This is a genomic window from Pseudomonas sp. NFPP02 (genome assembly GCF_900119355.1).
GTDB classification, from domain to species: domain Bacteria; phylum Pseudomonadota; class Gammaproteobacteria; order Pseudomonadales; family Pseudomonadaceae; genus Aquipseudomonas; species Aquipseudomonas paracarnis.
In genome coordinates this window covers 1-16,425 of the sequence record NZ_FPJI01000007.1, presented here as the reverse complement: position 1 = coordinate 16,425, position 16,425 = coordinate 1, and the positions used below count along the sequence as shown (strand labels likewise).

7 protein-coding genes, 1 tRNA gene and 3 pseudogenes are annotated in these 16,425 nt (G+C 56.8%); all 11 read left to right on the top strand.

Features of this window, described 5'->3' with window-relative positions; translation table 11 throughout:
- Nucleotides 1-103 precede the first annotated feature (103 nt).
- Nucleotides 104-751, top strand: coding sequence for a 7-carboxy-7-deazaguanine synthase QueE (gene queE, locus BT204_RS13595; protein WP_034128580.1), 648 nt, complete (start codon nt 104-106; stop codon nt 749-751).
- A 123-nt stretch (nt 752-874) separates the two neighbouring features.
- Nucleotides 875-950, top strand: a tRNA-Lys gene (locus tag BT204_RS13590).
- 398 nt (nt 951-1,348) lie between these two features.
- The gene (locus BT204_RS13585; protein WP_072447136.1) at nt 1,349-3,061 is read left to right on the top strand and encodes a ShlB/FhaC/HecB family hemolysin secretion/activation protein; all 1,713 of its coding nucleotides are present in this window, start codon (nt 1,349-1,351) and stop codon (nt 3,059-3,061) included.
- Between the two features lie 30 nt (nt 3,062-3,091).
- The gene (locus tag BT204_RS13580; RefSeq protein WP_239695916.1) at nt 3,092-13,321 is read left to right on the top strand and encodes a two-partner secretion domain-containing protein; all 10,230 of its coding nucleotides are present in this window, start codon (nt 3,092-3,094) and stop codon (nt 13,319-13,321) included.
- Nucleotides 13,318-13,560 (top strand): hypothetical protein, encoded by a 243-nt coding sequence (locus BT204_RS13575; RefSeq protein ID WP_054897997.1) that lies wholly within the window; start codon nt 13,318-13,320, stop codon nt 13,558-13,560. Before BT204_RS13580 ends, BT204_RS13575 begins: the two co-directional genes overlap by 4 nt.
- Before the next feature lie 262 nt (nt 13,561-13,822).
- Nucleotides 13,823-13,972, top strand: a complete 150-nt coding sequence (locus tag BT204_RS27890; RefSeq protein ID WP_164919369.1) for a hypothetical protein — start codon at nt 13,823-13,825, stop codon at nt 13,970-13,972.
- Between the two features lie 3 nt (nt 13,973-13,975).
- Nucleotides 13,976-14,455, top strand: a complete 480-nt coding sequence (locus BT204_RS13570; RefSeq protein WP_054897996.1) for a hypothetical protein — start codon at nt 13,976-13,978, stop codon at nt 14,453-14,455.
- Nucleotides 14,456-14,705: 250 nt separating this feature from the next.
- Nucleotides 14,706-15,101 (top strand): hypothetical protein, encoded by a 396-nt coding sequence (locus tag BT204_RS13565; RefSeq protein ID WP_072447133.1) that lies wholly within the window; start codon nt 14,706-14,708, stop codon nt 15,099-15,101.
- A 471-nt stretch (nt 15,102-15,572) separates the two neighbouring features.
- Nucleotides 15,573-15,746: pseudogene (locus tag BT204_RS13560) on the top strand (transposase); the annotation flags it as partial.
- Nucleotides 15,747-15,977: 231 nt separating this feature from the next.
- A pseudogene (locus tag BT204_RS13555) lies at nt 15,978-16,151 on the top strand (transposase); the annotation flags it as partial.
- Nucleotides 16,152-16,252: 101 nt separating this feature from the next.
- Nucleotides 16,253-16,425, top strand: a pseudogene (locus tag BT204_RS13550) (transposase); the annotation flags it as partial.

Sequence of the window (16,425 nt, the reverse complement as noted above, 5' to 3'; positions counted from 1 at the left end):
CCCTTTTATGAAACACGCTTCCTGGGGTTGACGCGTTGGCGCAATCCCTTGAAGTGCCTGACGGAGGCGGACAGCCTGTTTAGCTGTTACGCCCGTGGCGACTATGCAAGACACATTACGTATTACCGAAGTCTTTTACTCGTTGCAGGGTGAAACGCGCACTGCTGGCCTGCCCACTGTCTTTGTACGGTTGACCGGCTGCCCGTTGCGTTGCCAATACTGTGACAGCGCCTACGCCTTCAGCGGCGGCACTGTGCGCACCCTCGACGACATCCTGGAGCAGGTTGCCGGTTACCGGCCGCGCTACGTCTGCGTGACGGGCGGTGAGCCTCTGGCGCAACCCAACGCCATTCCGTTGCTCAAACAGCTGTGTGATGCCGGTTACGAGGTCTCCCTGGAAACCAGTGGCGCCCTGGACATCTCCGCGGTCGACCCGCGCGTCAGCCGAGTGGTTGACCTCAAGACCCCGGACTCCAAGGAAGCCCACCGCAATCGCTACGAGAACATGGACTTGCTGACGGCCAACGATCAGGTCAAGTTCGTCATCTGTTCCCGTGACGATTATGACTGGGCCACCTCCAAGCTGATCCAGTATGGCCTGGAGCGTCGAGCGGGCGAGGTGCTGTTCTCGCCAAGCCATCACGACCTGAATGCCCGTGACCTGGCGGATTGGGTAGTGGCGGACAACCTGCCGGTACGCCTGCAATTGCAGCTGCACAAGTACCTGTGGAACGACGAGCCGGGGCGCTGATCCGGCTGCTGCGATAGGCGTTCTACCCACCGAATTACCGTTCAAATGCGTTTTTTCTGATTTATTTAAAATAAGGTGTTGAATAATCCTTAGAAATCAGTATTATACGCGCCACCACACAGCGGGTCGTTAGCTCAGTTGGTAGAGCAGTTGGCTTTTAACCAATTGGTCGTAGGTTCGAATCCCACACGACCCACCATTTTTGGCGGTTTAGAAAATCCGGAAGGCCCACGCAAGTGAGGATTTCCGGGTTTTTTTTTGCCTGTGATTTGGCCTGCCCGAGTCGACGTTGGGTCAACGTCTGCGCAAATTTCCGTTGTCGTCCAAAAATTCCTTAAATTCAAATATTCATATGCGGACCGGTGCTGACCCAATAGTCCGGGCGTTCGTGTGGGTGCTCGATGTGTATCAAATCTGATACCGCTGGTCGGAAAATAACCAATAACTTCAAGCAATATCCATTCTTATTCGATTATTTTCTTTATTTGTCAGCTAGTTACAGTTTTTTTAGGGTGTTACCCAAAGGTGGGTCAGATTATTGGCGAGAAAGGCGGTCGATGTTAGTTTGCCACCCTTCGTAAATTCGATGGATCGAACATGAATTCCCAACCGCCACGGACTCGGTATTCACTGAGCATTGCCCTGCTTGTCTGCCTCGCCTCCCCCAGCGTGATGGCGGCAACCCTTCCGGGTGATCAGGACCTGATCCGCGACCGGCAAAACCGCCTGTTGGAAGATCAGCAACGCCGCCTTGAACAACTCAAGGAACTGCCCGGCAAAGAGGCCAGGCCCGAAGCGCCAGCAGCCCCGGTGGACAGCCGTTGCTTCCCGATCCAAACCATTGAACTCCAGGGGGCCGACCACCTGCCTGCCCCTGAACGCGAGCGTCTGCTCAAACCGTACATCGGTCAATGCCTGGGCGTCTCACAACTCAACGCCCTGCTCAAAGACCTCACCGACTTCTACATCGACAAAGGCCTGATGACGAGTCGCGCCTACTTGCCGCAACAGGACATGTCCAAGGGGCATCTGCAAGTGCTGGTGGTGGAGGGCAAACTCGAAGGCTTGAAGGGCGCCGACAACAGCAAGTTGACGGACCGCGAGCTGGCCATGGCCTTTCCCGGCAAAAGCGGCGAGATATTGAACCTGCGAGAAATCGAGCAGGCCGTCGACCAACTCAATCGCTTGCCGTCCAATCAAGCCCAGATGGAGCTGACCCCGGGCGAGGCCGTGGGCGGCAGCTCGGTATTGGTCAAAAACAACCCGCAAAAGCCATGGCGCGCCAGCCTTTCACGTAACAACGACGGCCAGAAAAGCACCGGCGAACAGCAGTGGGGCACCGGCTTTGAATGGGACAGCCCGCTGGGCCTGGCCGATCAGCTGATTCTGCGCGGCGGCCATGACGCGGTCAGCGACCATCAGAAAACTTCCAAGAACGCGATGCTCTACTACAACGTGCCCTGGGGCTGGTGGAACTTCAGCTACAGCTACAACCAGAGCGACTACCGTTCGGTCGTCCAGGGCGACGGTTTCGACTTCAAGCAAACCGGTGACAGTGAAAACCATCAGTTACGCGCTGAGCGGGTGATCCACCGTGATGCCGTGAGCAAGACGTCGCTCAACGTCGGCCTGTCCCACCTGCGCACCAACAACTACATCGATAGCAGCCGCCTCAAAGAGAGCAGCAACCGCCTCAGTGAACTGCAGTTGGGCATCAACCATGGTCGTCGTATCGGCAGTGCGTTCGTCAACGTCGATGTGGGCATGCAAAACGGCACCGGCGCCTTCGACGCCCAAGGCAATCACAACCCCATGCCTGGCGTGCCGGATGCGCGCTACCGCAAATACACCGCCACCGTCAGCTACCTGCAACCCTTCACGCTGTGGGGAGAGTCGTTCAGTTTCACCAGCCTGGCCACCGGCCAACGCAGCGAAGACGTGCTGTTCAGCCCCCAGCGCATGAGCCTCGGTGGCTCGGCGTCGGTACGCGGCTACAAGGATCAGCAACTGACCGGCGACAGCGGCGGTTACTGGCGCAATGACCTGCGCTGGAGCCGCCCGGTGACCCTCGGTTGGCTGCGCCCGGTGTTCGGCGAGTACGGTGCCAGCGTGGGCTACGACCAAGGCGTGATCCGCAATGGTCGCTACAACGGCGAAGTGCACGGCCGCGTCTCGAGCAACTCCCTTGAGCTGTTCGCCCGCGGCCAACACGTGAGCACCAGCGTGACCTTTGCCCACTCGCTGGAACGACCGGCCGCGCTGCTTGAGCGCGAAGCACCGATCTACTTCCGCATGGATTTCTTCCTGTAATTCAACGCCCAGTTGCAACGAGAATTTGAAATGGATGTTCGCCAATTTGCCTTCCTGGTTCGCCAGCCTTCTGCTGCCCTGAAAAGCCGTGACGCGTTCCTGGGCCTGCCCAAACGTGGCGTGGCGCTGATCCTGGCCAACGCGCTGTTCTGGCAACCGCTGCTGGCCCAGGCCGAAGGCATCGTGGTCAGCGCGCCGGGCACCACGGTCGGCCAGGCGGGCAATGGCGTGCCGGTGGTAAACATCGCCGCCCCCAATGGCAGTGGCCTGTCCCACAACCAGTTCAAGGACTACAACGTCGGCGCCAACGGCGTGATACTCAACAACGCCACCGACCGTACCCAATCGACGCAACTGGGCGGCATCATCCTCGGCAACCCGAACCTGCAAGGCCGCGCCGCCAACATCATCCTCAACGAAGTCAACGGCGGCAGTCCCAGCCAACTGCGCGGCTACACCGAAGTGGCGGGCCAGTCGGCCAAGGTCATCGTCGCCAACCCCTATGGCATTACTTGCAGCGGCTGCGGCTTCATCAACACCCCCAACGTCACCCTGACCACCGGCAAACCGATACTCGACGCAAGCGGCCAACTGCAACGTTACCAGGTTGATGGCGGCGCCGTGACCATCGACGGCCAGGGCTTGAACGCCGATAACGTCGACCGCTTTGAAATCATCACCCGCTCGGCCAGGATTAACGCACAGATCAATGCGCGCAACTTGAGTGTGGTTGCCGGGCGCAATGACGTCGATGCTAAAAGCCTGCAAGCCACTGCCCGCGCCGACGACGGCAGCGCTAAGCCCGAGCTCGCGATTGATTCGACGGCGTTGGGTGGGATGTATGCCGGGGCGATCAAACTGGTGGGCACCGAGGCCGGGGTGGGCGTGAAGCTCGACGGTACGTTAATGGCCAGTGGCGGTGATATTCAGCTCGATGCCACTGGACGACTGAGTTTGGCTAATGCCAAAGCCAGCGAAGCGGTGGTGATCAAGGCCGGTCAATTGGACGCTGCGGGTGCGGTGTATGCCGGCACGCGAGTCGATGTACAAACCACGACAGGCCTGAGCAACCAGAAAAGCCTGGCGGCCCGCGACAGCATCACCGTGACCAGCGGTGGGGCGCTGGTCAACAGCGGCATCATCGAAGCCGGTGTCAACGCCGATGAAAGCCGCAATGCCGGTGGCGATGTCAGTCTGCGCGCGGCAAACCTGAGCAATAGCGGCAGCGTGGTTGCCAGCCGAACCCTTACCGCCACGGCCAACCAAACCTTGAACAATCAAGGCGGCACTCTGAGCGGTACCACCGCCGTGATTAACGCCGGTCAACTCGACAACCGTGGCGGTCGTGTACTGGGTAAGGACTCGCTCAAGGTCACGGCCACCGGTCTGGATAACCGCACCAACGGTCTGCTGCACAGTGAAAACAGCACCGACGTTACGGTGACCGCCGCGCTGGATAACCAGAACGGTCGCGTGATCGGCCTCAAGAACCTGACGCTCAACGCTGGCCAACTGACTAACGATAACGGCCTGGTCGCCAGCCAGGCGCAGGCCCGTGTAACCGCAGGGCAACTGAGTAACCAGGCGGGTGAAATCTCTGCCAGCCACACAACCGTGATTGCCACGAACCTGGATAACCGTTCAGGCAAATTGCTGGGCAGCAACCTCAACGTAACCGCCAGCGGTACCATCGATAACCGCCTGGGGATTTTCTCTGCGTCCAGCCTGACAGTACAGGCGGCCAGCCTGGATAACCGCGACAAAGGTTCCATCGCCGCCCAAGGCGTGATGAACCTGACCGTCGCCGGGCTGCTGGACAATCGCAATGAAGGCAACCTCGTCAGCCAGGGGGCTCAACAAATAACCGCAGGGCAGTTGAACAACAGCCAGGGCGGCCTGGTGTCCAGCAAAACCACCCTGGCGTTGCACGGCGACAGCCTGATCAACCACGGTGGCCTGGTCATTGCCGACGGCGCGCTGACCCTCACCGGCGGCGATCTGGATAACAGCCAAGCGGGCGTGATCAGCACCAAGGCCGCCGCGCACGTGCAACTGAACCAGTTGAACAACATCAATGGCGGCAAGTTGGGCAGCGATGGTGCGCTGACCCTCAACGCCAACCAGCTCGAAAACGGCGCCGGTCGCATCAGCGCCAAGGGCGACCTGCAGGCAACCGTCGGTGTGCTCAATCAACAAGCGGGCGAACTCGTCAGCGACGGTGCGCTGAACCTGACCGGCGCGTCCCTGGATAACCGCAACGGCGGCCTTATCGCTGCCACCAAGGGCGTGGACCTGCGCAGCCAGACCATCCTCAATCAGCAAGGCGAGATCTCCAGCCAGGCCAAGGTGCTGGTGGTCGCCGATCAACTGAACAACACCACCGGCAAGGTCATCGGCGACAGCGGCCTGACGCTCACGGTGCAGCGCCTGCTCAACCAGAGCAACGGCTTGCTGGCGGGGCGTGAGAGCCTGGCATTGAATGGCGACCAACTGGATAACAGCCTGGGTGGCCGCGTTACCAGCCAAAAAGACCTGACCATTAGCCTGACCGGAGACTTGCTCAACCAAGGGCAGGGCACGCTGCTGAGCGAGGGCGGACTGACCGTCAGGGCTGGCACCCTGGATAACAGCCGGGGCGGTATTCTTTCTGCGGCCAATGCGCTGTCGATCACCACTCAGGGCCAACTGAACAATCAGGCTGGCAAGCTGCTGGCTGATGGCATCGCCACGCTGGCCAGCACGGCGCTGAACAACAGCCAGGGCGGCGTGATCAGCGCCAAGCAACAGGTGGACGTGCGCAGCGCCGGCCTGGACAACAGCCAGCGCGGCGGCATCAGCAGTGACGCTGGCATCACCCTCAACACAGGGCGACTGGACAACAGCCAACAAGGTTCGATCTTCGCCAAGTCCACGGTCAAGGCAACCCTGACCGGGCTGGACCAACATGATCGTGGCGAACTGATCAGCAATACCAGCATCGACCTGGACTTGAGCCATGGGCAACTGATCAACCGTGACCACGGCCTGATCGCGACACCGGGCCAACTGCTGCTGAACAACCTGGGCACCGTCGACAACAGTCAGGGCGGTGAAATCTCCAGCACCCAATCATTCCTGTTGATGGCCGATGCGCTGAATAACCGCGGCGGTAAAGTCATCAGTGGCGACAGCCTGCAGGTACGTATCGCCAAGGCGCTGGATAACAGTGTGGAAGGTGTACTGTCCGCCGGGAGCGTTCTGCAGGTGGTAGCCGACAGCCTGGACAACCAGGCCGGTGGCGCGCTCGCCAGCCGTGGTGCGCTGGAGCTGAAGGTCACCGGCGCGCTGGATAACCATAACCAAGGGCAGATCACCGCCGCTACGGTTTTGACGACCACCTCAGGCTCCTTGAACAACAGCGACAAAGGCAGCCTTTCGGCCGGCACGCTCCAGACGCTCAACACTGGCGCGCTGGACAATCACCAGGGCGGGCGAATCGTCAGCGATGGTAGCCAGACGGTCACCGCCGCCAATGTGGATAACCGCGCGGGTGTGATCGGCAGTCAACAGGCGTTGAACCTGACCACTGCCAACCTCGATAACACTGCCGGGTTGATCAACAGCCAGGCTGATTTGACTCTGACCGGGCAAACAGTCGACTCAAGCCTGGATGGCGAAATCTCAGCCAAGGGCGACTTGAAACTCATCGTCCAACAGCTGATCCAGCGCCAGGGTCGCTTGATCGGCGAACGCGCTGTGAGCCTCGATCTGCAAGGCGGAAATCTCGAAAACAGCGCAGGCTTGATCAGCGCCAAAGGTCCGCTGACCTTCGCGCGCCTGGCTAACCTGACCAACCGAGAACAAGGCGAAATCTCCAGCCAGACGGCGTTCACCATCGCCGCCAAACGCATCGATAACGGTGATCGCGGGGTCATCCTCAGTGCCGATCAATTGCGCCTTGAAGCGGATACCGTGGTCAACACCAACAAGGGCTTGATCTCCGGCTGGAACGGTCTGACGGTGGTCGGCAATGGCCTCGACAACAGCGCCGAGGGCACGTTGTCGAGCAAGAGTGGCACCCTGCACACTGACCTCACCGGTGTATTGGATAACCACGCGGCGGGTGCCCTGGTCAGCATGGGCAAACAAACGCTCATCGCGGGCAGCCTGAACAATGATCAGGGGATCATCTCCGGCCAGGCCGATGTCGACCTCAACGTTGCCGGTCGCCTGGATAACAGCAACAACGGCCTGATTTCCGCAGCTCAACACCTGGGCTTCAATAATGCCCAGAGTCAAATTCTCAACCGTGGTGGGCGTATCAACGCCGCCAACATCACCTTTATCGGCGAGAGTCTCGACAACAGTGCTGGCCAACTGATCAGCCAGGGCACCTTGGACGGCACCCTCAGTGGCGCGCTGATCAATGCCAACAATGCGCGCCTGGCCAGTGGCGCAGCCCTGTTGCTGAACGCCGCCAGCCTGGGCAACCGAGGCGGCCAACTGGTCAGCCAGGATCGCCTTGACCTGACCCTCGCCAATGGCGACCTGGACAACAGCGCCAAAGGCACGCTTGCCAGCCAGAAAGACCTGGTGATCAAGCTGTTGGCCGGTGACGTTCAAAACCAGCAAGACGGCCTGATGTTCAGCCAGAAGGGCAAGCTCGACCTTACCGCCCGCGCCCTCACCAACGATCAAGGCACGCTGCAAAGCCAGACCGATAACCGCCTGCGCCTCAGCGGCGCCCTGAGTAACCAGGGCGGCCGCGTCGACAGCCTCAGTGGCAACCTGGACCTGGAAACCGCCAGTGTAGCCAACACGGCCGGTGGCGTACTCAACAGCAGCAAGGGCTGGGTCAAACTGGTCACTGGGTTGTTCACTAACAGCAACGGCATCACTCAGGCGCAGTCGCTGGATATCCAAGCCAAGGGCGGGCTGCTCAACCAAATGGGGCATTTGTCCGCACTCGGCGGTGAAAGCCGCATCGTCACCACGACCTTCAATAACCAGGGCGGCGGTGTCTACGCCGATACCTTGCTCAAGGTCACTGCCCAGGCTTTCGATAACCAGGGCACGGCGGCCGGTAAGGGCGGCAAGGTCGGTGCACGCAATATCGACTTCGGCCTCACTGGCGCCCTGAGCAATGGCTATGGCCTGATTGAAAGCGACGACGTCCTGCGCCTTGCTGCGCAAACCATCAACAACGTCGGCGGTAACCTGCGGGCCATGGGCCGTACGGGCACGACCGACATCGATGTTTCCGGCCTGTTCGATAACCGCTTCGGCGTGCTTGAAAGCGCCAACGAACACCTGAACCTGCAAGCCGCCGGCCTGGACAATAACGGCGGGCGCATCGTACACACCGGCACCGGTACGTTCGACCTGACCTCCGACCAAGTCACCCGGGCCGGCGGCAGCTTCGTCACCAACGGCCAGTTGGACATCAAGGCTGCCAGTTGGACCAACAGCAGCGTGATCCAGGCCGGGCGCCTGAACCTCGACATCGGCCAGTTCACCCAGACCGCCAGCGGCCAGTTGCTCGGTGCACAAAGCCTGGTCGGCATTGGCGACACCTGGACCAACGACGGCCTTCTGGCCAGTGATGGCACCCTCAGTGTGACGCTCACCGGTGGCTACAGCGGCAACGGCCGCGTCAGCAGCCTGGGCAACATGAGCCTCACCAGCGCCAGCATGGACCTGGGCGAGAACGCCCGCATTGCCGGCGGCGCACTCAACCAGGTCACTAGCACGAGCCTGAATAACCACGGGCGCCTGACTGCCATCGGCGACCTGACAGTCAATGCCACCACCCTGAACAACTACGGCACCCTGGGCGGCGCCGGAAAAGTCCGGCTGAACGCCACGCACCTGGTCAATGACAAGGGCTTGCTCTTCAGCGGCAACGACATGGCGTTGCGCGTCAATGATTTCAGCAACCGCTATGGCGACGTCTACAGCCTCGGCGCCCTGGACATCGCCCGGGATGATGCGAGCGCGCGCAGCAGCCTGATCGAGAACGTCTCCGGCAGCCTGGAAAGTGGCACCGGCATGCGCTTGCTGGCAGACACCCTGAGCAACCGTCGTGACCAGTTCACCACTGAAATGAAGCTGGTGTCGGGCAACCTCAATATCTATTGGAACGACTACTGCAAAGGCAAAGGCTGCGAGCTGTACTTCAACTCGGTGGAGAAATACGAAGATGTCATCACCGGCAGCTCGGCCTCTGCGTTCATCAACGCCGGTGGCGACCTGACTGTGGGCAGCCAGACCTTCGATAACCTTTACAGCTCGGTATCCGCCGCCGGGAATATCCTGATCAACACCGATGTGCTGACCAACCGCGGCGCGGCAGGCGGCGAAGAGCGTCACTTCAATTCCGGGCTCTATACCCGCGACCGTGGCATCTACAACACCTTCATGGAGCGCCAGAACCAGTTCAACATCTACAACAATCCCAACTCAGGCGACTACCGCCCGGGCCAGATGACGATGGACCAGGTCAGGGCAGGCGTTGGCAATTTCTATGAAAGCAGTAGCTATGTAGTGCCCACCACCGGCAGCGTGATTGCACAGGCGGTGATTCAGGCCGCAGGTGCGGTGACGGTCAATGCGACCTCCAGGATCGACAACAGCGTCATCCGCCCCAACGCTACCCACATCGACACCCCGGCGGCCAACCGCAACACCAATTCCGAGGTATTTGCCTCCACCGTTAAGCCGGCGATCACCGCACAGCTACCGCCAGATCTGGCCCAACGCCAGGTCAACCCGGTGACCTTGCCCGGCTTCAGTTTGCCGACCAGCCAGAACGGCCTGTTCCGTCTCAGCGGCCAGGCCGCGAAGGGTGGTGCAGCGGGTAACGCGGCTACCGGTAGCGGTGACTTCAGCGTGAGTGGACGTGTAATCAGCGCCGCCGAGCGCGAGAAAACCCTCGACTACAACGCCGTGCAAGAACGCGGTTTCAGCCTCGATGGCCAGCCCGTCAGCGGTGCAGTCAACGGCCAGGGCCCGCTGGCCTTGGACAACCGCGCGCCCTCCGTCATCCGTGTTCAAGGAATGCCGGACATCACCCCGGCGGATAACAGCCACAAATATCTGATCGAAACCAACCCGGCGCTCACCGACCTCAAGCAGTTCATGAGCTCCGACTACCTGCTCGGCAAACTCGGCTACAACCCCGATACCAGCTGGAAGCGCTTGGGCGACGGCCTGTACGAGCAACGTCTGATCCGCGAAGCCGTTGTGGCTCGTACCGGCCAACGCTACATCAACGGCCTCGCCAGCGACGACGCACTGTTCCGCTACCTGATGGACAACGCCATCTCCTACAAGGACTCGCTCAACCTGCAACTCGGCGTGTCCCTCACCGCCGAGCAAGTCGCGGCACTGACCCACGACATCGTTTGGATGGAAGAAGCCGAGATCAACGGCCAGAAAGTCCTCACCCCGGTGCTCTACCTGGCCCAGGCCGACAACCGCCTGGCCCCCAACGGCGCGCTGATCCAAGGCCAGGACGTGAGCCTGGTCACCGGCGGCGACCTGCACAACAGCGGCACCCTGCGTGCCACCAACAACCTGAACATGGTTGCCAACAACATCGACAACAGCGGCCTGATGCAAGCCGGCAACCGCCTGGAAATGCTCGCCACCGACTCGATCCGCAACAGCCGTGGCGGCATCATCAATGGCCGCGACATCAGCGCCACCGCCGTGACCGGCGATATCATCAACGAACGCACCGTCACCACCTTCAAACAGGAAGGCCAGGGCTACCAACTGCGCAACGACGTGGCCAGCGAAGCCTCCCGTTTCGAAGCCACCGACACGCTCAAACTGAACGCCGGGCGCGACGTGCTTAACCTCGGCAGCAACCTCAAGGCCGGTGGCAACGCCAGCGTAACCGCAGGGCGCGACGTACTGATCGCCAGCCAGACCGAACAGGACGACTACGCCTACCAACGCCGTCGCATCAGCGGCACCGAGCAAACCATCCTGCAACATACCTCCGCCGTGGACGTCGGCGGCAACCTCGCCATCGACGCCCGCCGCGACATCGCCGTGGTCGCCAGCACCGTAAGCGCGGCCAAAGACCTCAGCGTCAAAGCCGGCGAAAACCTGACCCTGGCTGCTGCCGCCAACGAACAACACGACTACTCCAAAGGTAAAAAAGGCGGCACCAAAACCACTACTCAACTGGACGACGTCACCCAACAAAGCGCCGAACTCAAAGCCGGCGGCGACCTGATCGCCATCGCCGGCACCGACCTCACGCTAGTCGCCAGCAAAATCAGCGCGGGCAATGAAGCCTATGTGCATGCGGATAACGAACTGCAAATGTTGGCGGCGCAGGACAGTCATTACTCGCTGTATGACATGAGCAAGAAGGGCAGTTGGGGCAGCAAGAAGACCCAGCGTGATGAAGTGACCGATGTGAAGAATGTCGGGAGTGAGGTCAAGACGGGTGGAGACCTGACGCTGGAGAGCGGTGGGGATCAGAAGTATCAGGCGGCGAAGCTTGAGAGTGGTGGGGATATTGCGATTGTCAGTGGAGGGGCGGTGACGTTTGAGGCGGTGAAGGATCTGCATCAGGAGAGTCATGAGAAGAGCAATAACAATGCCTTCTGGGTGTCCTCCAAAGGCAAAGGCAACACCGACGAAACACTGCGCCAGACCCAGATGGTTGCCGAGGGCAACATCGCGATCAAGGCGGTGGAAGGCCTGAAGATCGACGTCAATCAGGTCAATCAACAGACCGTCAGCCAATCGATTGAGGCGATGGTCAAGGCCGATCCGCAACTGGCCTGGATTAAGGATGCAGAGGCTCGTGGGGATGTGGACTGGAGGCAGGTCAAGGAGATTCATGACAGCTTCAAGTACAGCAACTCAGGGTTGGGGCCTGCGTCGCAGATCATTATTGCGATTGTGATGGCGGCGGTGGTTGGGCCGTTGGCTGCGGGTGCGGCTGCCAGCGCAGGGGCGGGCGTTGGCGTGGCAGCTGGAGCTGGAGCAGTGGCTGCAGGAGCAGCGACCAACGCTACGGTCAGTGTCGTTAACAACCGTGGCAACTTGGGCGCGGTACTCAAGGACGTGACTTCTTCGGATGCGATGAAGGGGTATGTGATTGCTGGCGTCACGGCTGGCATGACCGCTGCATATTTTGGTGATTGGACGGGGACTCAAACAAACACAATCACTGGGAAAGTCACGACGCCAGGTCTACTGAATACATGGAGCGGTGTCGGTAAATTTGCCGCCAACCAGACGTTGCAAAGCGGCACATCCATGCTGCTGAGCAAGGCACTCGGGCAGGGCGGTAGCGCCAGCGATGCATTAAAAAGTGCGCTGTTCAATACGTTGGCGGCAGCTAGTTTCAATCTGGTGGGAAATTACACCCAAGGTGTAGTTGCCGATGGGTCGGCACCCAAGATTGCGATTCACGCGATGGTAGGTGGTTTGCTGGCTGAGGCTACGGGCGGCGATTTTAAAACCGGTGCGTTGGCAGCGGGGGCGAATGAGGCGCTGGTTACTCATCTGAATACGCTGGTTAACGGCAACGAAGAGTTGCTGACGATGAGTTCGCAGATCGTGGGTGTGTTGGCGGCTGCGGGGCAGAAAGATGCGGACGCTGCCAAGATCGAGAAAGGGGCTTGGGTTGCGCAAAACCTGACGCAATACAATTTTCTGGAGCATCTGCCACCAGGCTTAAGTGAATACGGATCAGCGGCGACTACTCTGGCAAAGGACATGCTGGAAAAAGGTGCCACTAACGACCAAATTGCCCAAGCACAGCTGGAGCTGGCCCAAGGACAAGGTTTTGAAGGGGTTCAACCGGCTAACGAGTTCGTCAAGGCTTGGGGCTATTTTATGGCCGGTGAACTCACAGGTGCTGGGCTGGCGGCAGTATTAGGTCGGCTTGTGATGGGAGGTGCAAAAGGATTGCCTTCCGCCCTGCAAAATTTCGGCGGCCGCACTTTCGATGATCTATCTGCCGCAGCTTCAAATCCTATCAATAAGGAAGGTCTGACAGAGGCTGCTAGGGCGCTCACAAAGCATGCTTCTGGCCAGCGAGCTACTGGAACGTTCCCAAAACTCACAGGTGGAATTGAAAAGCAAAATGCAACTGCACTCGGTATTATTGATGACGTTCTCAAGAATCCAAATTCAACATTCTCAAATTTGAGTCGCGGTGGGCTAGAGGTCCGGGCTCCCGATGGAAGAGGTCTGCGCTACAATAATGATGGCTCATTTTCTGGGTTTTTGGACCCTAAGGCGAAACCATGAAACTTGAAAGTAATTCGGATTTTGAAGTTCTGGGCTTTAGTGATAATCGCTATAAAAGGCTGACTGCGGAGATTCAATATAAAGGCGAACCAATTGCTCAAGTTAATCAGGATAAAGGGGTGGACGCTTTAGAGGTGGAGATCTTTGCTGACTTAAGTAGCGCGACTTTGAGAGTTCCATTCTCTGGTTTTTTTGAGGCGATGATTCTAGCGAAAGATTTCATTGTTGAGTCGGGGTGAGGCTAGAAGAAAAAATGGGGCAAATTTGAGCGTCACTTACTTGACAAGAAAAGGGGGCAGGTTTTTTGAGGTTTGGGCTTTGTGAAGATCTTGAGACGTAGCGGATGAGTCTCTGAAAAAATAAATCTGTCCATTTTTTTTCGTTCAATTACCTTACAAAGGTTCCACCGTTATCGGTCATGCACTATCGAAGCACGCGGGTAGAAATCCTGATATTTGGGGTAAGACTACAGGGTCTATGGCTACTTGGAACGAGCAGGCTATGAAGCAGTTACGTGAAATAATACGTGCTCCCGGCGAGTTTAAGTCGGTGACAACAGAAAAAGGAATTCCATTTATAGAGAAACGTCTTGGCGACGGGCGTGGCATACGGTTGAATTTAGATGGGGCATTTAAAGGGTTTGTCGACTAATTTATGAAAGAGTTATATGAGGTTGTTCTAGGTGGTGTGGTTGAAGACGATATTATTATTCTTCTGAAGGATTTGGAGAGTCATTCGGAGCGCGTCGACGATGTGACAGCTTCAGAAGTGCTCGGTATTGCGAGTTGCTTGGGCCTTGATCAAAGTATGGTTGCGGAGCTTTGTCGTTTTGAAGGTGATGTTTGTGTGTCTGCTAAGTTGTATGGTTTTGATATTGTATCTGCTTCCTCCGATTTTTTTGTATTACTTAGAGTTGTAAAATGTGGGGGCGGTGTTGACGTAGAGCTGTGTTTTGACGATTCTGTTTTTAGTGATGTTGATAAAGTTATGCTTCTACTGCAGAAATATCTGAAAGAGATTTCTGATAGAGTTCGTATGAAGGAGTATTACGGAGGGATGGAGCCTGCTAAAGACTTAGGAACTCGGTACTTTACTGGCGAAATGTTAGGCCCTCTGGTTACGCGTTTTCGCTGACAGGTGGCAAAATGGGTGAGTATAAGCCTACATCCACGAAAACGACTTACGATCCAAAGGTTCTGCCGGATAGCAGGGTGGCTGATATGTCTAGTCGAGCGGCAGTCCAAGCCGAGTCTTTGTTTAAAACCAACCCAGCGTTGAGAGAAGCTAGTATTAAAGTTGATGGCTATCACTTCCAAGTGACACGTAATAGCAAGACAGGAGAAATAACAAATTCCTTTATCACTATGCCCCCGAGGACAAACTAATGGATAGCTTGGCTTGGCTTAAGAGGTTCAAGGAGTCATTTGCTTCAACTGGTCTGGACTATGAAGATCTTTACGAATTGATAGAGGCTTCTATGGCGAGGGGAAGGACTAATTTTCCAGCGTTCATCTATGACGCTTCGCAGGGATTTGGCTTCTCTGTGAGTGAAGGTTTTTTTTACGCCCTTGATCAGGACTGGGACGATCCAGAAAGTTTCAATGAGGTTAGTTTCTTTTTGGGCGAAGTGGAAACTTCAAGTATCCCAGTGCCTGACTACGTTTCCCTGATGAAAATTGCAGCAGATGTTTATTCTGCTTTCTTTCCTGATGATGGGGATGGCGTTCTAAGGTCTGCTGAAAGATTAGAAGAGCGTTACTCAAAAAAATTTTCAGTCTAGTTGGAGTGGAAAAGGGGCAGATTTATTTGATTGCTCTATTGGCGGTTTGCTGTTTAATAACGTGGTTTTATTTTTTGGTACCTGCTAGCTTTATAGTTAGCCAAAATGGATGTCTATAAGGCACCATTTTTTTGTAAGTATTCAATTGTTTAAATATAAGTGATAGATGGGGTAGGCCACGATATTTCGAATAAAACTGCGTAACCTATCCTCATCTATTTTTCTCCATTAAAAATCAGAGGGTTACTGGACTCGTTTTTTTCAGAGCATCGTTTACTAGAAGGTGCGCGCTTTCGATCAGCTGGGCCAACCCGAAGGTTTGAAGTCGCTGTGATCCGTTTGAGGAAAACGCCTGTTCATTCGCCATTGCTGATGCCGAAGCCAAAAGCTCACTCGCATTGAGAAAAAAGGGGACAGATTTATTTTTTCCCCATTTGCTAGGCTGTAATTCTCTAAGGAAGGAGGTTACCTATGCCCAGAGTGGGACGTGTCGTTTTGCCCAACTATCCTCATCATGTTGTACAGCGTGGTCACAACCGCCAGGTGATCTTTGCTGCCGAGGAGGACTACCAGCGCTACGTGAGAGACCTTCGAGAGCTTAAGGACGCATTTGGCATAAAAATATACGCCTACTGTTTGATGACAGAAAAAAGGGGACAGATTTATTTTTTTCTGATAGAAAAAAGGGGACAGATTTGAATGGCACTTACTTAACCTTCTTTGGTTGTCCATTTCTCCTGACCTCGGCCCTTGCCGCCGAACGCGTTTGCATCAGCATCGGGTAAGGTTTTGGATAAAAGGGGACTGGATAAAAGGGGACAGATTTATTTTTTCCCCATTTGCTAGGCTGTAATTCTCTAAGGAAGGAGGTTACCTATGCCCAGAGTGGGACATGTCGTTTTGCCCAACTATCCTCATCATGTTGTACAGCGTGGTCACAACCGCCAGGTGATCTTTGCTGCCGAGGAGGACTACCAGCGCTACGTGAGAGACCTTCGAGAGCTTAAGGACGCATTTGGCATAAAAATATACGCCTACTGTTTGATGACAGAAAAAAGGGGACAGATTTATTTTTTTCTGATAGAAAAAAGGGGACAGATTTATTTTTTTCCATTTGCTAGGCTGTAACTCTCTAAGGAAGGAGGTTACCTATGCCCAGAGTGGGACGTGTCGTTTTGCCCAACTATCCTCATCATGTTGTACAGCGTGGTCACAACCGCCAGGTGGTCTTTGCTGCCGAGGAGGACTACCAGCGCTACGTGAGAGACCTTCGAGAGCTTAAGGACGCATTTGGCATAAAAATATACGCCTACTGTTTGATGAC